The sequence below is a fragment of the Millionella massiliensis genome, assembly GCF_900104655.1.
GTDB classification, from domain to species: domain Bacteria; phylum Bacteroidota; class Bacteroidia; order Bacteroidales; family Rikenellaceae; genus Rikenella; species Rikenella massiliensis.
Genome location: NZ_FNWD01000002.1, coordinates 734,587 through 759,404 on the forward strand (window position 1 = coordinate 734,587; position 24,818 = coordinate 759,404).

The following is a 24,818-nucleotide window of genomic DNA, read 5'->3' on the forward strand; positions in this document are numbered from 1 at the left end:
TCCGTCAGAGAAGTTCCTAACAACATAAGCGATACGCAGTATCGCCCGCTCCACCGCGAGCACGCGGACGCCGCCCGCGCAGGGCAGTCGATGAACGGTTTCATCTGAGAAAAAAGCCCGCCCAAAGAGAAACGCCCGATTTGCCGTAAGACAAATCGGGCGTTTCTTAAACAACAGCCTATCGCTCACTAATATTCGAGGCGTAATGTAACCATTCCATACGGATCCAACGTCAGCCGACCATCAGTCTGCTGACCGGCTACCTCCTCGAGTTCGCAAACAGCCATACGAGCCGGTTTTTTCCCGGGGAACGACACCGTCACGTTTTCAGCCTTATCCGACACCGAACGCAGACGGACAATCAGAGCATTGTCACGATCGAGCGACTTCACGATCGTGGAATAAACCTTCGGGTTGTCGATTCCAACCACAGCCTGTACCTGCGGATCTTTATCAGCCGTGACATAAACCAGCGGCTGTGCCTGCTCCATCCCAAACCGGTTGGCTTCCACCACATCGTAGCCATCGTGCGGCAACAGACGGTAACGGAACTCTACGGGACCATCCTGAGTCAGCGGGAAATTGGTATGCCAGTGGTTGTTCATCACCCACGAATAGACCGTGGCGCTGGGATCGAGACGTTCGATCCAGTTACCCTGACTACCCCATCCCATAGCGATATTGGCATGACGACCGCCATACTCGAACAACGGAGCATCCAGCGAGCACCAGGTCACCCCATGGGTCGCATTCGAGACATCCAGCCAGCGCTGCATGGCCAGCCAGTTGCGGTTTGCCTGCGGCCACTGGTCTTTTTCGACCTCCATGACCCCCCAGGGGATATCAACCCGGGTCTGCGCCTGCGGTACGTTGAACGAGAAGCCGAAATGGATACCGTCCTTGGCTACCCAGGGCAGTTTGTCTACAACATTCGAAAGTTCGACCCACGGTTGGTTGGCCAGCAGGCGCACCGAACGGGAAACGCTTCGGCAACCGTGCGCTTTGGAGGAAACGCGGAGTTCAACCGCCAGCGGACCATTTTCCACCACCTCGACCGAAACGACCGTATCGCCTCGCGGTGCATCCTCATTGGCCGGCAGCCAGGCAAACGTATTGGCACCCTGGTCGATATAGTTATAATCCGCACCTTTTTTCGTCAGTGAAACCAGATTACCCGAAGCCGGATCGATATGAACATTCAGAGCCCCGTTTTCAAGGGTCGTTCCGTCGATACGGCAGGGACCCGTAAGGCTGCATTCGCCTTCGACCACGCGGAAATGACGCGATCCCAGCGCAGGAACATCAGCCGCAAAGAAGAGCAGTTCACCGGTCGAGAGACGCTGAGCGAGCACCTCCTCGCCTTTTTCATTGACTACTTTGTTGCCCTTCAGGCTTTCGCTTGCCGACAGACGCACCACACCGCTCTGGGGCCAGGAGTGGGTATTGAAGACCGCAATTCCCCCGTTGGCCGGTCCCTCTTTGGGTCCCAGCGCACCGTTCGATTTCTCGGTAGCCGGAGCCAGCGACTCGTTCAGCATATCGATCGAGCGATCCTCCGCTTCATGGAAATAGGCCTGTTTCACCTTCCAGATAGCATCCTGGAAATAAGGCTCAGTGGGATTTTCAAAGCACCAGGTGTGTTCCGACCCCAGCAGGATATAACGCCATGCTTCGTCGAAATCGGCACGCGGAGCCTTGGCCCCGCCGGCCAACATCGACCATACCGTTTCGGCCTGCACCAGACGCTCCTTGGCCCGACGATTACGGGCTGTCAGATCGGCCGCCGTACCCAAACCATCGGTCCAGTACTCGGTATAGTCGCCCGTTACGACCGGAAGTTGATCGCCGTACTTCTCTTCGATCATCGACATGATTTCATGCCCGCCGCAAATACGGATTTTCGGGTAGGCATACTTTTCGTTCCACTCCTTCACGGCAAACGGCACATCCGCATCGAGCGGGTTATTGTCCCACAGCGACCACGAGAGGACTGCAAAATCATACGGATAGCCCTCTTTTTCCATCGCTTCGAGTTTGCCCGTGAAATCAACGTTGGCACTGCCGGTACGGATCACCGGGGGTACTTTTTTCGGGTCACGCTGTCCGAACCACGGACGCCCGGTCGTTCCCCCTTTGGTCATACTACCGCTATTGGCATACTGACCTGGCTGGAAAAACAGAACTTTCGACTTACCGTCCGGACCGACCCACCAGAAGGGTTTTCCGTCAAGGTTCTTATGAGCATGACCGGCACGATCCGAGTTCGGCCACGAGATGATGTAACGCACCCCCTCCTGAGCCATGACGGGAATCAATCCCCACGACATGCCCGGAATATCGAACTGCTGGAACACATCGGCCGGCTGCCCGCTCAGGCGTTGCATGAGGCGCGTAAAGCGAAAGACATGGAACAGTTCCTCGTCGGAACAGGTACTGGTATTGAGGTTCAGATAGCTGGCGTCCACACAGATCTGCCCCTTGCGGATGGCATTGATCAGCGTGTCGCGATACTCGGGACGCGACTCCCACAGCCGCTCGATCGGCCATCCAACTTCGGGATTCCATACAAAACGCGACCCGTCGGGATGGTTTTTGGTCTCTTCAGCCAGTTTGATCCCCTCGACGACGTTAGTTTTGTGGAGAATCTCAACATTTTTGTGCGTGTTGGTATATCCTACATCCACATGGGCGTGGTTATAGAGATAGACATTCCAGTGACGCATCGGCGACACGTTGATCTGCCGTTTGAGGGTCGGCCCGTTGCCGCGCACCATTAGCGTGACCACCGTAGACTGGTCGGTCGGCAGGGTCGAGGGCAACATCAGTTCCAGCTCGGTCGAATCCTGAGCCGCAATCGTGAACCGATTGCTCTCCTTGGCCCCTTTGGCCACCACATCGATTTTCAGTTCACCGTTCAGTTCCGTGCCTTTGAGCTTGAGTTTCACGATACGGCCGGGCGTACCGTCTGCGCGGTATCCGTACACCGGACGCACCACACAATCGACCGTCGTGGGCCTCACATCCGCATACACGGCCGACGAAAGGACCGATGCGAACAGCAGAGCACCTATTTTTCTTCTGATCATATTTGGGTTAGTGTTATTGGTTTAAAATTCACTTTATTACAGACTCAGTACAACTCACTCAGTTGTACCTTGATCCGCCGAAACCCCGACTTCGTCGGAATCCCGTCACAGCCGAGGCGAGCACGAGTACATCGCTCCTATACGGCCCCTCGCCTTACCACGTCAGTGCTTTTTGACTTTCAGGGCAATCACGCCGAGATAAGCCATGCAGACCAGCAGCAGCGACAGCGCAGCCACCTGTCCGAAAGCATCGGCCAGTACGCCCATCACGGGGGTAATCAGCGCTCCGCCCGATACGCCCATAATCATCAGGGCCGAAATTTCATTGTCGCGTTCGGGCATGTGTTGCAGGGCGAAAGCAAAGAGGATCGAAAAGACGTTGGCGCAGGCCAGCCCGACAATCACGATCATGGCCGCCATGGGCCACAGCGAACCGAGACTAAGCAACGCGATGAATGCAACCACGGAGACAATCATGCTGTACAACAGGAAACGGTCGGAAGCGACACGGGCCAGCACAAAAGCCCCGATGAACGACCCGACTGTTCGGGCCAGGAAGTAGAGGCTGGTTCCGAGGCCGGCATCATCGAGCGGCATGTCGAGCTTCTCCATCAACAGTTTTGGGATGGTCGTATTGAGCCCCACGTCGACCCCAACGATGAAGAGAATCCCGAGGAAAAGCATCAGGATATAGCGGTCGCGAAACAGCGAGCAGACGGTACGGAAACCGGTCCGTTGCGTATCGGGTTTGCTGTCGGCGGGTACGACCAGCAACAGCCAGAGCAGCGACAGGAGTGTAGTGACGGCATAGACGGCAAAGATCCACTTCCAGTCGCCCCACAGTGCAGCCACGGCGCCGGCGATGACCGGACCGAGCAGCGAGGAGATCGCTTTGATGAACTGTCCGAGTGTCAGCACACTGGTAATGCGCTTGGGCGCAACGACAGCCGCCACCATGGGATTGAGCGACACCTGCAGCATCGTATTTCCGATACCGAGCAGGGCAAAGGCGACCAGCACCACTCCGAAATCGTAGCAACACAGCGGCAGGAGCATCGTTCCGATGGTGACCACCAGCGCCCAGGCAACGGTATTGCGTCGTCCGATACGCCCCATCAGCAGGCCGGTGGGAATCGAGAAGACAGCAAACCAGAGGAATACCATCATCGGGATCAGGTTGGCCAGTGTGTCGGAGAGCGCAAAGTCCTGCTTGACATAGTTGGTCGCGATGCCGACGACATCGACGAACCCCATGACGAAAAAGCCGAACAGAATCGGCAGAATCACGCCCCCGGAGGAGGTTTTATTCGTATTGTTCTCCATTGTATTCGTTTTCAATCGTAAGACAAGTCGGCCCCAACGTTCTTTTCACCTTTGCCCTCCAACTTTCCGTCCCACCCTCGGCCTGTATCCGCCGTGTGAAGGAGGCATGCTGTTCGACAAAGAGGGAACGGTGTTCGCCGCATTCGGTACAGAATGCCGGCCGGAGAAACGGTCGCCTACCGACGTCGCACCATGACGTTTCAACCGTTTCTGTCCCGACCGGCCCTGTTTCCGAAATGGATTTTATCAATAGTTGTCTTTCGGTTCGCTACCCAGTTGGATCTCGAGTTTTCCACCCGCAGCCACTTTCGAGAAAGGCAGGCGAACGCCATGCAGCGTCTCTCCGTTGAGGCGGTATTCCGAGACATAGGGATGCTGACCGTCGTTACCGGTGGTGGTGATGACAAACTCCCGACCGGGATAGTAATCGCCGTTCAGACGGATCGTAATCTTGTCGAAGAGCGGCACGCCCAACCCGAAGGAGGGTTCCTGACCGGTCAGCCCCTTCACGTCGAACAACCCCATCGACGAGATTACGTACCAGGCACCAAGCTGTCCCTGGTCTTCGTCCTGTCCGTAACCGTAACCGTGGATACCGTCCGTACCGTAGAATTCGTTGAGGATGGCGCGCACCCACTTCTGGGTCAGCGACGGCCGACCGGCTTCGTTGAAGAGCCACGAAATATGCAGACAGGGCTGATTACCGTGATTATACAGGGTTTGCAATCCGGCAAAGGCATCAATCTGGGTGCCGCCGCTGAAGATCTTCTCACGCGAGAGGGTGAAGATGCTGTCCAGACGAGCGTTGAAGACCTCTGCTCCTACTTTGGCAACCAGTCCGGGAACATCGTGCGGTACGTAGAAGGTGTACTGCCAGGCATTCCCTTCCTGGAATCCGCGCCATACCTGCATCGGGTCGAACGGTTCGATAAAGGTTCCGTCGGCCAGCCGCGGACGGACAAAGTTGCAGGTGGTATCGTAGAGACGTTCCCACCCTTTCGAGAGGTCCATCAGCTGCTCATATCGGGCCATGTCGCCCCGCTCCCGTGCCCATTGGGCCACGGCCCAGGCGCTGTACGAGTACTCCAGCGTATGCGAGGCCGAGAACTTGAAGGCTTCGGCGGGACCTTCGCCCTGATCGCGGTGAGGCACATAACCGTACTGCACGAACTCCCGGGTATCGACCTTACCGGCACCGAGCGGGCGGTTTTCGCCATCCAGTTCGTTTTTCAGACAGGCTTCATAGGCAGTCGTGGTATCAAAATCGCGAATGCCGCAGGCATAGGCTCCGGCAATGACCGTGCTGAGCAGGTTGGTACCCACCCCGGAGACATAGCGGCTGTTGGCCACACCGTCGGCCAGCCATCCCCCGTCGCGATAGATCTGCAGGTGGCTGCTGATGTAGTCGGACATATATTCCGGGTAGGCCAGCGCCCAAACCTGAGCCAGGTTCCATTGTCCGCCCCAGATACCGTCCGTGTTGTAAAGGTTGTGAACCGGTTTGCCGGCCTTCATTTCGAGTTGTCCGACACTGCCGTCGTGACGCGGATAGGCTCCATTCACGTCGCTGGCCAGACCGCGGCCCAACAGGGCGTGGTACAGACCGGTGTAGAATTTGACTTTGTCGTCACGGTTGGCTGTTTCGACCCGAATGCGTCCCAGATATTCTTCCCATGCGGCGTGCGACTGTTCACGGGCCTGATCGAAGGTCAGGGCCGAAGCCTCCTGGTCCAGGTTCAGGCGGGCATTTTCGACCGAAGTGTAGGAGAGACCCACCTTGGCCGTAATTACCTTACCGGCCGCCGGACCGAAGGTCAGATAGAGTCCGGCTCCGACACCACTCGCCTGGCGTACACCAGCCTCCTGTCGGTTACCATGGAAGACCCCGAACGCCTCTGGCTCGGCATCCAGCACAGCCGAGAAATAGAGCGGCACGACTGCTCCGGGTTGATATTTCTGTACGTATATAGGTTCGGTGATCACCCACCCTTCGACACGTCCGTCTTCTGTGTACGTAACCGAAGCATCCCGCACGGGGCCACTCTCGCCCTGCCGGTTCCCGATGTCGAACAGGATATGATTTCCTTCGCTTTGCTCAAACGTATAACGTTGGAAGGCGACACGGGGTGTAGCGGTCACTTCGGCCCGAATGCCGTAATCATCCAGCAGCACGGAGTAGTAACCGGCTGTGGCGATTTCGTTCTGACGGTCGAAACGGGAGCGGTAACCGGTCTTCACGCTGTCGTCCGGTCGGCCGGGAACGGTCACAAGCTCGCCGCTGGTAGGCATCAGCACAATACCGCCCACCTGAAACTCATGCAGACAGGGGAAACCTTCGATCGAATTGTCTCGATAATCATAACCGGTTGCTTCCCAACCTGTTTTATTTCCCAAACTACCATTGGTCGCCGGGCCGGGTTTAGCCATCCCGAAAGGCATCGCACCGGGCGTAAAGTGAAACCACCGACAGTGGGCTGTTCCAATCCGTGGTTCAACATATTGTGAAAGTTCCTCCTGATCCTGCTGTTGCGACGACGAACCGCAGGCCGTCAGCATCGCCGCGGCAACGGCACACAATGAAACTAGGTATCTGTTTTTCATGGTACGCATGGAAACGGGTCCTTTTCCCGGCTCTTATTTCTTCGATTTATTGAGTTGGTTGATCGCAAACCAGTAGGCTCCCAAAGCAATCGAACGGCTGGTGCCCTGACGCGATATGGCGATGCCGATGCGGCGAGCCGTATCGTAGTTCACCTCACGGTCGGTGCCCGGGACGGTCACTTTCGTTGCGGAATTTTCGAGGAATGCAGCCATATCGTCCGGGTCTTCCAGATTGTAAGGGGTCATCTGGAGCCGACTGAAGCGCGTTCCGTCCATCATACCGGTGGTTGTGCGCAACTCCTTCATCAGGCTCGGCAGGATATACTTCGCTGCTCCCGACAGACCGCCGCCGATCACCACCAGTCCGTCGACCACCGTAATGACCGCCGCGATGGCGTAGCCGGCCATTTCGCCCAACTCGGCAAATGCCGCAACGGCCGCTTCGCGGTCGCCGGGCACGATTCCTTCGGCGATTTCAAAGATCTCCTTCGGTGTCCGTTCGGTCGTATCGCCTGAACGCTCGGCATAGACGCGGCGCACGGCACGGATACTGACGCTCTCTTCGACGATATACTCCGGATATTTCTTGTTGCTCTGACACCAGATACATCCGCCGACCTGATTGTCGCCGCGCAGCAGCTCGCCATTGATGACTACCCCGCTGCCGAAACCGGTTCCCAGCGTCAACCCGAGCAGGTTGCGATAGCGTTTCGGGTTACCGGCCGCCTCCAGCCGTGCGTTGATCTCGGGCAGCATGCCGCTCAGCGCTTCGCCATAGGCAAAGAGGTTCCCGTCGTTGTTGATAAAGACCGGGATCCCGAAATGCTCCTCGAGGAAGGGCCCCAGTGCCACTCCACCCCGGAAGGCCTTGAGATTAGGGACGTTGCCGCCGATAATCCCGCCTTCGTAGTCGGCCGGGCCGGGGAAGGCAAAACTGATGGCGGTAGGCGGAGCGGGCAACAGCCGTTTGACGGCTTCGAATCCCGCTACGATGGTTTGCAGGCACCCCTCCAGATCATCGGTCGATGAGGGCATGTGAACCGGTTCGACGATCTCTTCGCCGCGACAGATGGCCGAGAAAACGAGGTTGGTTCCCCCGGCATCCAGTGTCATAATCAATTCGTTGTTTTCCATGGTTTTATTCGTGAGTCTTTACTTCCGTGCCGGATTGCCCCGGTAAATACCGAAACGTTCCTGACACGGAAGGGGTTAGTTTCGAAAACGGACGTAGGCTTTGATGGTCCCGCACTGCCGGCCCTCCGAACGACCGTAGGGACGGATGGTGTAGGTTCCCACCGAGGCCGGAATGATAAACGTTTCGGCATAGTGAACCACAAACGGCTCGAATGCTCCGGTGGGGCTCTCGACGATCGCTTCGTCGCCCTCCACCAGATTGAATACGTTCACGCCGCCATCCGTGTGGTGTTCGACGGGAGCGGTGAACCAGTGGCGCCGGGTCTCGATAAATTCGTTCTCGTGGAGCCCGGTACGCTCTTCGCGCCATCCTTCGCCTTCAGCCACCGGAGTGACCTGATTGACCAGCTGGTTACGGGTAAATTCGGTCTGCCGCTCCCACTGGATGACGTGCGAGCCGTGACCGATATTGATCGGACGGGGCAGCCCGTCGAGTCCCAGCCGTCCCCAGTCCCAAAGCTTGAAAGTAAAGATACTAGGCGTGGCGCTAATTTCCAACACCATGGCCCCCGCACCCGAACAGTGAATCGTACCGTTCGGTATCAGGAAGTGATCGTGTTTCCGGGCGGGCCAACGGTTCACGTACTTCTCGGCATCGAACGGCCGTCCGGTCTGCTGCGACTCGTTCAGCGCACCGATCATCTCCTGCGGATCGACCCCGGTTTTCAGACCGAGGAACACGGTCGCACCCGGCTCGGCATCGAGCAGGTAGTAGCTCTCATCCTGCGTATAATAAATGCCGAACGTATCGCGGATATATTGCGTGGTGGGGTGAACCTGCAGGCTGAGGTTTCCGCCGCCCATGGTGTCCAGGAAGTCGAAACGGATCGGGAAATCCTGACCGAACCGCGATTCGACGGGCCCTCCCAGCAATTCGCGGGTCCGATAGAAGACCAGGTTGTTGGCGGGCATCTCGAAGAGCACACCGCCCAGGTCGAAGTAGAGGCTGTTCTCTTCCGGAACGCAGTCGAAACACCAGCCGTAGTTGTCGGGTTCGGGGTCGAGTCCGCAGACCGACTTCATCCACTGTCCGCCCCAGGGCGCAGGATCGAAGAAGGGAACCACACGGAACGGTTGGTGGGCTGTTTTGTCCAGCCCGCTGCGCAGGGTATCCCCCGTGATCATTTTCGGCTGGCCAGACTGATGGGTATCGAGCCAGTAGTCGGCCTTGGGGAGAAGCGTTTTTTTCAGTCCGTCGCAAACGATCCAGTCGACGAAATAGCCACGTTTATAATGGTACGAGGCCCCCTCGTCACGATTTTCGACCCCCAGGCCGCACACTTCGTGGCGTCGCGAACGTTGCTGAATTTCCCAGCGTGCCATATCGACATAGAGGATCAGATCGGCGTCCGGAGCCACATAAGCGGCACCGTGACCATACACGATCGAGACCCCGGAGGCCTCCCGCAACTGACTGCGCAGCGCCTCGACCCGCTCGCCCACCAGAAAATCGGCATAGGTGAAACGGGCCCGGAAGCCGAACAACCGGTCGTCCGTAACGTATGGATAGGTCATCCGTTCGATCTCTTCGACCGGTTTGAAAAGCTCGGCGGTGTTGAACCAACGGATCGGTTCCAGCGCTTTCAGCTCCGGTTCGAGCTCCTCGTGGTACACCCCCTGATAACATTCGATCGCCACCACACAGCGCTCCCTGTGGAGACTCTGAATTTTGCGGGAGATCTCGTCTCGGATGGCTGCCCATCCTTTCCAAAGCGTTGCATCGAGCCGTGTGGCCGGATATTTATCGTAATTCGATTCTCGATTCGTTTGCATGGTTTTCAAGCAATTTTTGTCAGGCTGATTATATCATTACAGGCCAGAGACATTCCCTTCGGACAGTCCGGAGACGCTCCGAAGGGCTTTCTCTGACTGGGTTTTACGTTCGATTTTTCATTCGGGCACCCGCACGATTCAAACCTTCGACGGACCACCACTGGCCGATTTCCAAACTCCAGGAAACACAGGCCACCGGACAAACGGAATTAGAGGCGCACGCGCATCGCACGACCGGAATAGGTCACCGTGCGATCGACCGTACCCTGCTCCATTCCGACACCTTTTCCGGTGCCGACCTTAACCAGGTTCAGTTTGCGCTTGGCCACCATTCCGTCGAACGAACCGCTGCGGTCACTGATCGTCAGCACCTGTTTGTCGTCGTCCCACGAAAGGTCATAGGTCGCATAATGACCCTCTTCATAGTTGTAGTTGGTACCTTCGTCCTCATAAATGGTGTAGTGTGCGTCGGCTCCGGGATAGATACGGATCTCCCACGCGTCGTCCGGACGTTCTGCGGTGCTCTGCTTCGGTTCGCCAAGCGGCAGGATCGAACCGGCCTTGACAAAGATCGGGATTTTCGCTTCCGTAACCGGAACTTCAACCGTTTGGCCTGCACCAAGCCGTTCGCCCGTCCAGAAATCGTACCACCCGGCCGCAGGCTTCGGCAGATAGACCGCCCACTGCGTCACGTTCGGTTCGACCACCGGAGCCACCAGCAGCGCCGGTCCGAACATATAGGAATAGCGGCAGCGCAACGCCTGTTCATCCTCGGCAAAGTCCATCACAAAGGGGCGCATGAGGGTCGAGCCGCGGAACGTAATGGCGGCCGCCTCGGAATAGGTGTACGGAAGCATCCGGTAACGGAAATCGAGATAGCGGTTGGCCACTTGCGTCACCGTGTCGCCGAAATTCCAGAATTCGGTGTCCGTACCGAACCCGTGGACACGTTGCAACGGCAGGAAGGTGGCCGTCTGGAACCAGCGCAGGAAACATTCGTGGTAAGCCGGATCGTCATACTGTCCACCGGGACGGAAGAAACCTCCCGCATCATAGGTCCACCAGGGAAGCCCCGATGCCATATAATTGAGTCCTCCGGCAATTTGTCGACGCAATGTTTCCCAATCGTAGCCCACGTCGCCCGACCAGGTGGCCGCGGCATAACGCTGCATGCCGGAGAATCCGCTGCGGGTCAGAATCATCGTCCGTTTTTCTGGCGTATCGCGACGCGACCCCTCGTAAACGGTCCGGCAAACAAACAGCGGATAGACATTGCGCACCTTTTCACCGGGCCAACGACCGCCATTGACCCGCCGCCCCATCAAGTCGTCGTTTTCGGGTTCCGTGGCATCCTGCCACCAGGCGTCGATCCCGAGTTTCAACAGGTTTTGACTGAAATTGCGCCAGTAATAACCGGCCGCATCGGAGTTGAAAAAGTCAATCCAGTCGGTGCCGGGAATATAGAAACTGCTGTCGGCTGCACCTTTTCCGACCTCGGAGGTACGGTCGATCTTCGACCATACGGAGAGCATCAGCCGCATATCCATGTCGTGCAGTTCACGCACCATGGCGGCCGGATCGGGATAGTTCTGTTCGTCGAACTTCATCGCGTTCCAACCGTAGCGTCCCCAATACATCCAGTCCTGCACCATCAGGTCGACGGGCAGCTCGCGTTTGCGGAATTCACGGGCCACGCCGAGCAGTTCGTCCTGCGTTTTGAACCGTTCACGACAGTGGACATAGCCCAATGCCCAACGGGGCATCATCGGCGCATCACCGGTCAGGTGGCGATAGGTGGCAATCGCCTCGTCACCCCGACCGCTGAAGACCGTATAGTCGATTCCGTCGGCCACAGGCGAACGGAATACCGTCTCATCGGTCACTTTCCGGAAAAATACCTCCGGTTTGTCACCCGCCTCGGATTCAACCAGTATATCGTGCGATCCTGCCTCCAAATCGATCAAAAACGAGGTCGTCCGCGGCAACCAAATGTTATTGACCTCCACAATCGGCTGACCATCGACACGGACCTGATGTTTGCGAGCCATTGACTGCCCCACATCCATCAGCAACGAATAGGTTCCAGCTTCGTCGACCTGAAGGGTCCCCTGAAACAGATTGGCCCGACGCACTTCGCGTTTGGTCCCCTCCGTGGTGGTCACTTCGACTGTTTCCGACTCTCCGGCCTGCTGCATGTTTCGCAAAATCACTTTGTTATCCGCCGGATTGAAGTAAGTCAACCCGTAATTGTGCCACAACAGACCGTACCCTTTGCTCGAGAGAATGAACGGGATGGAAATCTGGGTGTTCAGCTGGGTCAGCCGCCGGGTCAGACCGCGAATATTCAGGTAACCGTCCTGAAACTGGCCGGTACCGAAAATGTATTCGTCGGCCGGCGATTCGAACCGCTGTTCGATGCCGTAACCATACTCGCCCTGCACATCGACAGACTGCACCCGCCGCCCGTCGACCTGCTCGGCCAACAGAACACGGCCCGTGCTGTCCCGAAAGACGATATGCCCCTCTTCACGGTTGATACAGGCCCGCAGTGCCGGCGTAGCAACCTCCAGCACCGCCCCGTTTTCCGCAACCCGATACGGGACACTGTCCTGCCGCGAGAGGAAGATGAACTCGGGCAGCGTTGCGGCGGCATTGCTGCGCAGATACTGGATCCGAATGGCATTACGCGCCATGGGGGTCACAAGCAGTTTACCGTCGGTCATTGTCACTTCGACAACCCGACCCCGTTGTTTCCACGAGCGGACCTGTTCCGCCGTCGCCATCAGGCTGCCACCACAGATAAAGGCGGCAACACATACCATCCATTTTATTTTCATGCTGTACTACCGTTTTGGAGCGGACGACAATCGCCCCTAAGTCCCTGCTGACGCTCCGTCACATACATTTCGATCGGAACTTCTGGCAGCATACGACCGGAGATGAGCTGCTCGTCCCCGGTCGTTGTCCTCACTTTTTGATTCGTACTAAATTTCAACTTCCTGTGATTCGCCAGCACCCAACTGAATAGTTTTCAGGTTGGCAAACGGAGCCTTCATCAGGGTTTTACGAGCCTCTTTCGAAGTTTCGGCACAGATGGTCACTTCGGCCGGATAGTCGGTCGGGTTGGTGATCGTGAGCACCATCCGTCCGTTTTCGCTCTTCCGGTGTTCGACCTTCATCTGGTCGAATACGGCCACTACCTGACGGTCGGTCTGCACGTAAATACTCGGCAACTGGGTCACGGTCAGCATCGTAGCCACTTCGCACCAGGAGCAGGACCCGAAGATGCTGCCGCCAACGCCGCCTTTACCTTCCCAGTCACTCAGGTTGACGCGCTCGCAAATTCCACCCGGAGGCATGCTTCCGATCTGACACTCTTCGCGGCTGACATACTGAGGCAGATTGTGGGCAATATCGGTCAGCAGTTCCAGCGCACGGCTGTCACCAGAGGCACGATAATAACGGAGCAGACAGTCGCCCGACCAGGTACAGATACCCGGAGCTCCATGTTTGTTGGCCACGCTGGCCCACACGGCTCCACACGAGCGGGCACCGATCCGCCCCATACTCGATTCTGCCGGGAAGTTGAAATCGTAGGATACGGTCCAGCTGGCGCAGATAGGCAGCAGCTCCGAAGCGTAGGTGAGCCACTCCTTATCGCCGGTGGCCTCGTACAACACGGTGTAGGCTTCGAAGAGCGCAAAGGCCGACTCACTGTCCGGAGCCGACAGGATTTCGCCCGGACCGCCGGTCGTGTATCCTTTCGACACATAGTCGCGATAATATTTACGTCCGGCTTCGCAGGCCACTTCCAGGTAGCGCGGTTCGTCATAGGCGGCAGCAGCCAGTGCAAGACCTGCCGGAACGATGGCACCGGCCGTCGAGTTACCGACCTGAAGTTCACCGGTTTCGACATTCACGAACTGACCAAACTGACCGTACCGATCCCACAGCCCCACAAACGCATCGGCCAGTTTTCGGCTGCCTTCCTTCCAGCTCTCCTTGACCTTTTCTCCGCGAGATTCGAGCAGGTTGAGCTGTTGCAGCGACATATAGAGCCAGTCGCCCTGCGAGCGAACCATCGTCACATTGTTTTCCAGGGGTTTGAAATAACCGAAGCCATAGAACTCTTTTCCGTCGCCGTAGGCATAAAAGAAGCCGGCCGGAGTTTGCGTACGGCTGTAGATAGCCTCCAAATTGCGCATGGCACGCTGACGGTCGCTATCGTTTCCTTTCAGTAGGATGGGAAGCGTACTTTGTCCGCCTCCGCACCAACCCAACTGCCATACAAAGTTCCAGGAAGCACTCTCGCGTACGTCGCTCAACCAGTACATATCGATACGATCGTCCCAGCGACGGGTCTGGTAAAGGTTGTTCATCAGTTTCCACACGTGGCTGTAGGGAACGACCTCGTGCGACTGGCTCTCGTTGAACGTCTTGCGAACGTCCACAAAGCGGCTCATCATATCGTTCAGCCGTTTGGCCTTGAAATCGTACATGCGGCAACGAATCGTCACCTGCTGCCCCTGTTTGACGTTGGCCGGCAGGTCGGACATGTTGCCGGTACGAGTCACGGGCGCCAGAATCGAGAAGACGGCCTGCGAACGGTCGTCATTCTCCGCAATTGAGAGTCCATAGTCGCCCAGCTGGTTCCCCTGATTGGTCTGCACCATCCAGGCACGACGATCGCGGGCCGAGAAGAAGGCCATCAGCGGAGTCGAGGCATTACCCGAGGTCAGTTCGATCCGCGAAGGTGCGGCATCCTTCTTACCCAGCGTGGGTTGTACGGTCGTGGTGGTGGGCATATCGAGCCGCCACTCGCTCGGCTCGTACCAGAAAGGAGGATAACCGATATTTTTCACATCGAATCGGTTCCCATCATATACGATGGCGGGCACGAAGACATAATTGTCCGGGGTCCAACCGTCGAACTGGAAATCGACGGCGAACGAAACATCTTTGGCTTCACCGCTCTTGAGTTCCCAGGTGAAGGTATAATCCTGCGCCGAGGCGTCGCCGGGCACAGGCTGCTGATCGACGGTCAACTGCCATTGACAACCGTTCGCGTCGGTTTTCGTCGGATTCTGGAGGTCAAAATCGGTACGCGAGACAACCTGTCCCTCCCGATGGTAACGGACTGCCGGGACGATCCGGCTGGCGGCCGTCGCTTCGCACCACAGGGCCGAAGCGGCAAGCAACCATATCATCTGTTTGATTTTCATTGATATATTTTGGTTTGGATTAGTGATTCAAACGAATTTTCTGTTTCGATTTGTGGCCCAGCGTCGGTTTTTCGACCCATTTGCCGTTTTCGTACACTCCGGTAACGGTATTATTCCCCAGTGTATAGAGTTTGAAACGCACGTTCCAATCCTTGGGGAAGGCCGGCAGTACGTAGATCGATTCACCGTAACTCTGCAGAATCATATCCTGAAGGGTGGTCAGCAGGTTGCCACCGTGGTCTTCGTCGGGCGTCCAGTCGTTGTTCGGCCCCCACGATACGGGGAAGCGATGGTTCGGATGGCTGTTCTGCAGTTTGGCCAGCACATTGTCGCGAGCCTCGTCGGTCAGCCCCAAACGGGCGGCCAACTGTCCATCCTGCCACCAGCAGGTCGTGTTGTGGAGAATACGTCGATTGTAGCTCTCGATGCCGACCTTCAGGTCCGGTGTGCCGACGTGGCAAAGCGGGAACGGGAAAATGGCATAGAGTTCGGGAGCCTCCATATTGGTACGGTTAGTCCCGAACTTTTCGGCCGGGACAAAAACGGTCTGGCCTTCCACCTCGCGGGTAGGCACGGACGGCAGGATCTGCTGCATGGCGCTCCATCGCTGACGGTCTTCGGCCGAAGTCAGCTCTTCAGGCAGGCTCATCAGCCCGTCGAGCACATAGTGCAGCCCCGCTACGTTGGGCAGGTCGTTTTCCACATTGTCCCAATAGGTTTCGAGCGAATGGGTCGGGGTGATACGGAGAAGCCCCTGATCGTCGCGCGGGAAGAAGGAGTCGTAGAATTTCAGCACTTCGCGTGCCATGGGCACCAGCGTGTCGGCAGCAAAGGCACGGTCTTCGGTGTACAGATAATAATCGTACATCAGCGCCGCAATTTCCAAACCGGAACTCCAGTAGTAGCGAACGTAGGAATTTTCGATCTCTCCGGTTTTGAGTTCCGAGCGATCCCAGCCGTAGTCACGATTGGTGAAGGTTCCGTAGATGGTCGAAGTCTCGGGATTCACGGCACCCTCGGCTCCAAAGAAGACCTCGGCGTTTCGTTTGAGCATCGGCAGGTTCGAGAAATAGTGGCGGAACAAAACGCGCATCATGTCGAAATCGCCGCTTTTCAGCATCGGATGGTACATCAGGCGGGTATTCTGCCACCAGTATTCGGCTCCCCAGGCCCGGTAATCGGGATTATAGGCTTTCCCGTTGGTATAGACCGGATCAACCGTAAAGATCGAACCGTTGAACTTGATCGGATAGTTGCCGCGACCGCCGCAAGCGTTTTTCCAGTTTTGCAGAATATAGGCCTGGGTCAACCGATCGCCGGTCTTGCCGTCGGGGGTTGTGACCGTGACGTAGCTTTTGTCCCAAAAGGCACGCCACCACGAGGCGGTACGGTCGGCCGATGCTTCGAACGAAGCGGCATTGCCCAGGGTCTGCTCAATGCGATCGACCCACTGCTGCTCGGTATCGGTCTGAGCCGTCAGCACGGCAATCTTCAACCCGAAACTTTCGACAGGCGCACTGCTGCCGAGCAGGGTCGGGGTTAATTTGACAAATCCTTCACCGGCCACGTCATATCCCATCGTGCGGTGCATCAACGGGTCGTGTTTCAGGTTCTCTTCGGTGGCCAACTCCTGATGACGCAGCGTGAAGGGGTAAATCGAGTGTTCGTTGCGATGATAGACGATCAACCGGTCCCCGCGGTCAGCGATTCGGTCGGGATATTCAGTAAGCAGGGAGTCGTGCGGACAACGCTGCACGGCAAAAGCCCGCTCGTCGACCTGCGGCAGACGGGCCTGCGTGCGCCAGATTTCGGACGACACGGTGACCTGAACCGGACGGGTCGACTCGCCCTGAAGGTACACCACGGGCGACTGACTGTCGACCCAGAAGTCAAGATCGACCTTTTGCTGCTGGTTGCCGACTTCGATTTCGATTTTCCCCTCCTCGAGGTTCAGAAACTGACGGAACGACACGTCGCCTCCTTCGGGGAACGGATAGAGCGATACGCGCAGCCGCCCAACCTTGTACAGGGCGCTGTTTTCGGCCCAGGAATCGGTCCGGGAGAGGTAAAACACCAGATTTCCATTGGGTTCCATCCATACGTTGGCCCCGACTTCACCGTTGCCGATCGGCATGGAGCCGGAGGCGTTTTCGGAAGGAGTCTCCCAATTCACCGTATAACGGTTGACCACGTCCGATTGGGCGCAAACCGATGCCGGGAGCATCGCGGCACATAGCGCGGCAAGCCACAGATTATGTTTCATGAGTCAAAAAATTTTATCTAAAGGGTTACAACTCTTTGTCGTTTTCAGTCTGTCTTCCCTCCGTACTCTCCGCGCTGTTTTTGCGTACCTGATGATGTGTGACTCGCCCTCTCCACGCCATTCTAGCACCTACACAACACAAAGTACGTTCGGTTTACACACAAAGCACACTAAGTTTTCCTGCCATCCGTCGATTTACACGCGCCCCGTTTGTTTTCATGTTTTCGCTTCACTGAAGCCCTGTCATAACTTTCCGCAGGAACCCATTACTGTGTTATGTACACTGTCGGATCGGAACCGGAAACGCATCCCTTTCATCTCGCAACTCACTCACCCTTAGCCGCCACAATCACTTTTCCAATCACATTCCGACAGACGATCTTATTGTAGTTTGATACAAATCCTTATCATAATGTGGTTCAGCAAGTTAAAAATTTGGAACCAAATTTCCAAATTCTTTTGCCTCCAAAAAGCCAAACCGATCATCCTTCGAAAAACCCCTCAAAAGACAACAACCCTTCACACTCATTCCCTGCACTGATTTTACTCTCCCCCGTTCACCGCTCCCTGCCGCTTTTAGATCGCCCCTCCCCACCGCATACACAACAGATACGTTTTCTCCAAGCCTGCCCCTACTTTCCCGGTTAAACAACGCTCCCATGTTCCCATTCGACTTTATTACTACCGAACCTACAGCCCGCACCCATTGCCTACTTTTCCTAGCTCTCCAAACCTCTTCGTCCGGACTTTCACCTCTCCATCCACTCTCGCGAAGAGTTATTGATTGTCGGCCACCTGCTTTTCGGCCCACTGCCGCATCATCTCGATCGCCTTGGCCAGCACACCGGCCGAACCTTTGAACTGACCGCTACCGCTAGGCACACCTCCCATCCCGTACCATTCGTAAAAACCACCGTTGGCCAGCACACGGTCGATCATGGGACGCACCTCGGCATAGGCCTCCTCCACCATTCCGTTGGCCACCAACTGCTGAATCATGCGGCCGCCGAACCAGGTCCAGTCTCCGCCATTCTGATAGACATACGGTTGCGCCATGCCGCCGTGGAAAAACCCTTCGGGATAGGGCGGATAGAGCGTCAGCCCGATACTCGGCATCCCCGAGAGACGTACGTTTTCGAGCATCTGTGCATTGACCGTCCGAATCTCCTCCTCGGAGAGCAATCCGGCCTCAATGGCCACCGCCGTACCGCCGTGATAATGTACCTGCCGTTCGTCAAACTCCTCGGGCACGGGCGACGGATCAATATAGACATGGGGGCGGAATTTGCGTAACTCCGTATCCCACAGATGGGTTCGCACGTTTTTCGCGATCCGGTCATGCAACTCGGCATAGCGGTTCCGGACGTAGGGATCGTCCGTGAGGGCCTGTAAATGGTCCAACGCAATCAGAAACATCGCATTGTCGTACACATCGATGGCCCGCACCGAAAGTTCGTTCATGTCACACCCGAAATCATCGTTGGGCTGCACATCGCCCCAGTCGGCCGTCATCGCCCCGAAGAGCAGACCGTGCGACTCGTCGAAACGCTCCCGCAACAGGTACTCCACCATCTCGTCCATCCGTTCGAGCACAGTGCGTCCGGCAACCGATTCATACAGAATGGTACTGTCTCCCGTCCTGTCCACATACTTGCCGACAATCTGTATCAACGAAGATTCCTGGTCCGTTTCGACCGTATTTTTAAAAGCGACATGGTCGGGCGCGGCATCGGAATAGTATGGCGTATCGTCGTGCCACGTAAAGTCGGGTTTGAGCACATACCCGTCGATCATCTCACCGTTCGGCTGCTGAAGGGCAAAGAAGAGCAGAATGGCCTGTCGCAGCTGCGCGGGGTCGTTCTCCTCACAAGCCGTTTCGATAAAGGTATTCATATCCCGGGCCCAGATCTGAGAATATCCACTGCCGGCATTGAATCCTTGACGGATGACACTTCGGGCCATGCTGTCGACCCGTATCAGCGTCGAATCGCCGAGAATCGTTTCGGCCAGTTGCATTTCAGGAGTTTGCGTAGCACAGGCACAGCAGATACACCCCGCCATTCCGGCAAAAAACAGACGGTTCCACTTAATTTTCATACAAAATTTCTTTGATTCACGAAAATAGTGTATCTTAGTTAGACTAGAGTGTATTTATGTTTTGATTTACTTATACAATCTTACGATTTCATACGATGGTCAGAATTAAAGAAGGTTTCAAAAATGAGCGATTCGTATCCCTGTCCGACAGCCTGCTCGAAACGTACAGCCAGGATCCGCTGATCGGGAACCTTTACCCCCGGAAAATCGGCTATTTTCCCCGCGTAAAATACCATTATGTACGCAAGGAACAGGGTTGTGACTACATGATGCTGATCTATTGCACCGAGGGAAAAGGGTGGTACCAAATCGAAGGCCACACCTACCCCGTCCACCAGGACGAATACCTGCTGATCCCGAGCGACACCCCCTACGCCTTCGGCGCAGACGAGACAGATCCTTGGACTATCTACTGGTTGCATTTCAAGGGCCACACCAGCCGTCAATTCCTGCCGGCATCGCCCAATCCACGCGAAATCACCCCCGGCGAACACTCCCGGCTACAGGACCGCCTGCAACTCTTCGAAGAGATCTATCACGCCTTTTCGCAAGCCCATCACCGGGAATACATGCTTTACGCCTCTTTGTGCCTCTATCAGTTTCTGGGTTCGTTCATCTGTCTGGAGCCCTACCGATCGATTCTGACGGCCAATGCCGGACAGGACACGACCTTCTCCGAAAAAGTCATCCGATACATGCACGAAAACGTCCAGCACCGCCTGACCCTCGAACAGCTCGCCTCGTACTTCAAATACTCCCCGTCACACTTTTCGACCCTTTTCCAACGCGAAACCGGCGTCTCGCCGATCAACTATTTTCTGCGCCTGAAGATCCAGAAGGCTTGCCGATACCTGGAGATGACCAACCTGAAACTGAACGAGATCGCCCCCCTGCTCGGATTCGACGAACCAGCCTACTTTTCACGCTCCTTCTCGAAAATCATGGGCGTCTCGCCGTCCCACTACCGCCGCAAGGAGATCGGACGCTAACCCTGTCGCCACGTCCGTATCACCCCTTCGCTATTCCAAAATTTCTCCTTTCGTTTTTTTGACGAATTCACATTTCTATATACATTTGTGCTCTATCTTGTTGTAAACTAACAAGATAAACTACCCAGTCTTACTGTATTCAGAATATCATTTTAATTCCTGCACAATGATACGCCCAAACCGAATTTTAACCATTTTCTTATTGTTTTTACCTCTGTTTAATCTTCCGGCAGTTCGGGCCGCCGAGACGCCGACAGAGGCATCCGGAAAAAACATCGAAAAACAATTCGCCCATCCGGAACGAATCCGCTATGACGGCTCATGTATGACCATCGAAGGAGAAGATGTCTTTATATATAGTGCCGCATTCCACTATTTCCGTTGTCCCGAAGCGTTGTGGCGCGACCGTTTCCGCCGCATCAAAGAGGCCGGTTTCAACACCGTGGAGACCTACGTCCCGTGGAACTGGCACGAACGGACCATGCCCAGCAGCCCGGAAGACACCACCCACTTCGACTTTTCCGACCTGCGTCGCTGGCTGACCATGGCTCAGGACGAATTCGGCTTCTATACCATCGTCCGCCCCGGTCCCTTCATTTGCGCCGAATTTTCGGGCGGTGCCTATCCGCGCTGGCTGGCCAAATTCCGCCCCGAACAGCATCAGGGACTGTGGCTACGCAGCGCCGACCCCACACACATCCGCTGGTGCGTCCACTGGTTCGACGCCGTGTGCAAAGAGCTGGCCGACGAACAGATCACCCGTAAACCTAAAGGGTCCAAAGGGATCATCATGATCCAAATCGAAAACGAATACAACGCCCACGGATGCGAAGGCAAGGATCGTTTCCTGAAAGAGCTCTACCGCTCCGTGCGCCGCAACGGGTTCGACGTCCCGGTTTTCACCTGTCTGACCGGTGAATGCCGCGGCAGTCAGGATCCCGAGTTATCCCAGGTGTTCGACTGCGACAACTATTACGTCGGTCTGTCCGACGCCCCCAGCTGCGCCCACCGCATGTCCGACCTGCGCCGCAGCCAGCCCGACGCCCCCGGATTCGTCACCGAACTTCAGGGCGGCTGGTTCTCGCTCGTGACCGGCACCCTCAGCGAAGACCACTATTCCGACGAACGCCACTTCAAAGCCATTGGCCTGATGTCCATTTTGGGCGGCGCCACCGGTATCAACTACTACATGTTCTTTGGCGGTACCCACTTTGCCGGATGGGGAGCACGCGGTATGACCACTAGCTACGACTACAACGCCGCCATCCGCGAAAGCGGAGCCGTCGGCCCCAAATACTACGAAGCGCAGGCTCTGGGCGATTTCATTCACACCTTCGCCCCGCAACTGACCCGCTCGACCGGTGGCCCCTGCGAACTGGAAGGAGCCCCGAAAGAGTTGTTCGGCGGCCTTCGGATCGCCGTCGACGGCACCCGCTTCGTCTTCCTGCACAACACCGATCCCGACCATCCGCTCAAGGGTCGTGTGACGCTGAACCCCGGCCGCATGAGCCGGCCGACCGCCCCGATGTACAACATCGACCAGAACGGCCGCAAAGTGCTGATCACCTCGTCAGCCACCGCCCCAAGCGACTCGACCTCCATTCCTGCGTTCGAAGTGGAATACGACCTGCCCGCACTGGGGTGCCAGGTGCTGGTCATCCCCGCCGGCAAACGCCCCTCGCAAGGCGAGTGGTGGCCCCGAGAGCCCCAACCCAAAGTACGTCCCGCCCACCTTCCGGCCCCCGTTCGCATCACCTCCGTGCTGAGGAAAGAGGATGCCTACGACCAGGCCCGCTGGCAGTTGCTGCCCCGTCTGGTATCGCTTTCCGATTTGGACGTCAATGATTTCCGTTACAACCTCTACCGGGCGCAGTTCGACCTCACAGCACAGCAGGCCAAGGATGAAAGATACCTGCTCTTCAACATGTTCACCCGTGACATCGTGTCGGTACTGGTCAACGGACATCCCGCTCCGCGGCTCTATCCCGACAAGGCCGACGCGCAGACCTGGACGACCCGCCAATGCTTCGAACGCATCCGTCCCGACGAATATGACAACCGATTCGACGTCAACGGATTGCTGAAATCGGGCAACAACGAAATCCTCGTCGTTTACGAAAATCTGGGACACGCCCACGGCTACGTGCCGATGGAAGAGCTGGCCGGCATCCGCGAAGGCGGCCTCTCGGTGACCGAAAGCGCCATGACCCATCCGTTGGAGTGGTCGTGTGCCAAAGATGCCGCCGGCATCACCCTGGGCTGGCACCAACCGCAATTCGTACCGACCGACTGGCAGACCGTGACGCTGGACAGCACCGGCGACATTCCCCGCAAAGGCAACAACGTGCAACCCCACGCCACGCCGGATGGACTCTTCACCTGGTACCGGGTGGAATTCGCATTGCCCGCAAACGATCCATCGGTCTGGATTCCGTGGCTGCTTCGCATCCAGGCCTCAGGTAACGGCTACATGTGGCTCAACGGCCACAACATCGGCCGCCACTGGGAAGCCGGTCCGCAGCGTGAATTCTACCTGCCCGAATGCTGGCTCAATTTCGGCAAGAATGTACTGGTGCTGGGACTGCGCCAAACCGCCAACGGAGCCAAAATCCAGGCCATGGAGATCGCCCCATATGCCGACGCGGCCGAAGTACGAAAATAAATACCCCGGGAACTATGAAAATCAGAAGCATTGGTATCCGAATAGCAGCCCTGATGGCGCTATTCGGACCGGCCGCATACGGCCAAAGCGGATGGACAGCCGATAACGAAAACGGCACCTTCACCAATCCGATTCTGTGGAGCGACTGGCCCGACCCGGACATCATTCGGGTGGGCGACGACTTCTACCTCGTCTCGACCAGCATGCACTACGTTCCGGGGTGCCCGATCGCCAAATCGAAAGACCTGGTCAACTGGCAGATGGCCGGTTACGCCGTCGATCGCTACGACGAAGACCCCCGCTACGACATGCAGGGCGGCACCCTCTATCTCAACGGCGCATGGGCCACATCGATCCGCCACCACAACAACAAATTCTACGTTGCCTTCTGCACCCCCTACGGCTGGGGCACCGAGAAAGGGCATTTTTCGGTCTGCGAAGCCGAACGGCCCGAAGGCCCGTGGCGACGCACCATCTTTCCGGAATACCTCTACGATCCCGGCCTCTTTTTCGACGACGACGGCAAAGTCTACGTCGTACACGGTCAGGGCAAACTCTACATCACCGAGCTCACTTCGGACGTCCGTGCCGTCAAGGGAAAACCCGTCGAGATCTGGAACAAATCCTTCCGCGACAGCCACACCTGGGGGCCCAACTTCGGCATGGAAGGCTCCCACATGTACAAGATCAACGGCAAATATTACATCACCTGTCCGGCAGGCGGAACGACCGGCTGGCAGGTCTGCCTCCGCTCCGACAACATCTACGGCCCGTATGAGCACAAAATCATCGTCGAAGACAGCAGTTCCTATCCGCCCAACGGACTGCACCAGGGCGGTATGGTCCAGCTTCGGAATGGCGACTGGTGGTTCGTCATCATGCAGGACCGCGGCCCCATCGGGCGCGTACCCTGTCTGCTTCCCGTCACCTGGGTCGACGGCTGGCCGATGCTCGGCGACAACGGCAAAGACCTGATCACCTACCCCAAACCCGACGTCGGCAAACGCCCCCAGCGTCCTTCGACGCCTGCCACCTCGGACGAATTCAACGGCCGCACCCTCGGTCTGCAGTGGCAGTGGAACCACAATCCCGACCCCGCCCGGTGGTCGCTCACCGAGCGTCCCGGCCATCTCCGTCTGAAAGCCGCCCAGGCCACAGACCTGAAAAACGCCCGTAACACCCTCACCCAGCGTGTACAGGGTCCCAGCAGCGAAGGTAGCGTCGAGATCGACCTCAGCGGACTGAAAGACGGCAATACTGCCGGTTTCGGTGTTTTCCAATTCCCCTACGCCTACGTCGCCGTACAACAGGAGGGAGGTACGCGCCGCATCGTGATGTGCAACGACGGTACGATCGTGGAGAGCGTCCCCGACCTGCAGAGCGACCGCATCTGGATCCGCAGCCGCGTGACCGATAAAAACTTCACCGCGCGCTTCTACTACAGCCTGGACGGAGAGGACTTCCACCCGATCGGTAACGAATTGAAAATGGGTCTGGGGCTGGCATGGACCGCCAACCGCTTTGCCCTCTTCAACTTCAGCACCCAAAGCGAAGGAGTCGACGGATATGCCGACTTCAACTGGTTCCACTTCACCAACAAATAATCTC

At 56.9% G+C, this 24,818-nt stretch carries 12 protein-coding genes; 3 read left to right on the plus strand and 9 right to left on the minus strand.

The features are described from left to right. Nucleotides 1–188: 188 nt before the first annotated feature. The 9 genes from BQ5379_RS03060 to BQ5379_RS03100 all read right to left on the minus strand — a co-directional run bounded on the left by BQ5379_RS03060 (nt 189) and on the right by BQ5379_RS03100 (nt 19,559). The gene (locus BQ5379_RS03060; protein ID WP_071134078.1) at nt 189–3,086 is read right to left on the minus strand and encodes a glycoside hydrolase family 38 C-terminal domain-containing protein; all 2,898 of its coding nucleotides are present in this window, start codon (nt 3,084–3,086) and stop codon (nt 189–191) included. Between the two features lie 162 nt (nt 3,087–3,248). Next, nucleotides 3,249–4,409, minus strand: a complete 1,161-nt coding sequence (locus BQ5379_RS03065; protein ID WP_071134079.1) for an MFS transporter — start codon at nt 4,407–4,409, stop codon at nt 3,249–3,251. 246 nt (nt 4,410–4,655) lie between these two features. After that, entirely contained in the window at nt 4,656–7,010 is a 2,355-nt protein-coding gene (locus BQ5379_RS03070) for a GH92 family glycosyl hydrolase (protein ID WP_143039377.1), read from the minus strand. A 33-nt stretch (nt 7,011–7,043) separates the two neighbouring features. Continuing rightward, nucleotides 7,044–8,144: an ROK family protein gene (locus BQ5379_RS03075; protein WP_071134081.1), complete on the minus strand. Its 1,101-nt coding sequence runs from the start codon at nt 8,142–8,144 to the stop codon at nt 7,044–7,046. A gap of 75 nt (nt 8,145–8,219) precedes the next feature. Continuing rightward, on the minus strand, nt 8,220–9,977 hold the full coding sequence (locus tag BQ5379_RS03080; protein ID WP_071134082.1) for a class I mannose-6-phosphate isomerase: 1,758 nt from the start codon (nt 9,975–9,977) through the stop codon (nt 8,220–8,222). Between the two features lie 209 nt (nt 9,978–10,186). Beyond that, a complete protein-coding gene (locus BQ5379_RS03085; RefSeq protein WP_071134083.1) occupies nt 10,187–12,814 on the minus strand; it encodes a glycoside hydrolase family 31 protein in 2,628 nt (875 codons plus the stop codon). Nucleotides 12,815–12,961: 147 nt separating this feature from the next. Next, entirely contained in the window at nt 12,962–15,199 is a 2,238-nt protein-coding gene (locus BQ5379_RS11270; protein WP_071134084.1) for a glycoside hydrolase family protein, read from the minus strand. Nucleotides 15,200–15,218: 19 nt separating this feature from the next. After that, nucleotides 15,219–17,462 (minus strand): DUF5703 domain-containing protein, encoded by a 2,244-nt coding sequence (locus BQ5379_RS03095; protein ID WP_143039378.1) that lies wholly within the window; start codon nt 17,460–17,462, stop codon nt 15,219–15,221. Nucleotides 17,463–18,239: 777 nt separating this feature from the next. After that, nucleotides 18,240–19,559: a glucosidase family protein gene (locus BQ5379_RS03100; protein WP_235846027.1), complete on the minus strand. Its 1,320-nt coding sequence runs from the start codon at nt 19,557–19,559 to the stop codon at nt 18,240–18,242. A gap of 95 nt (nt 19,560–19,654) precedes the next feature. Here BQ5379_RS03100 and BQ5379_RS03105 point away from each other — a divergent pair, with 95 nt between their 5' ends. The 3 genes from BQ5379_RS03105 (at nt 19,655) to BQ5379_RS03115 (ending at nt 24,814) form a co-directional block, all read left to right on the plus strand. Next, nucleotides 19,655–20,548, plus strand: a complete 894-nt coding sequence (locus tag BQ5379_RS03105) for an AraC family transcriptional regulator (RefSeq protein WP_071134086.1) — start codon at nt 19,655–19,657, stop codon at nt 20,546–20,548. Nucleotides 20,549–20,873: 325 nt separating this feature from the next. Continuing rightward, on the plus strand, nt 20,874–23,210 hold the full coding sequence (locus BQ5379_RS03110; protein ID WP_235846028.1) for a beta-galactosidase: 2,337 nt from the start codon (nt 20,874–20,876) through the stop codon (nt 23,208–23,210). A gap of 53 nt (nt 23,211–23,263) precedes the next feature. Next, a complete protein-coding gene (locus BQ5379_RS03115) occupies nt 23,264–24,814 on the plus strand; it encodes a glycoside hydrolase family 43 protein (RefSeq protein ID WP_394332056.1) in 1,551 nt (516 codons plus the stop codon). Nucleotides 24,815–24,818: the final 4 nt, after the last annotated feature.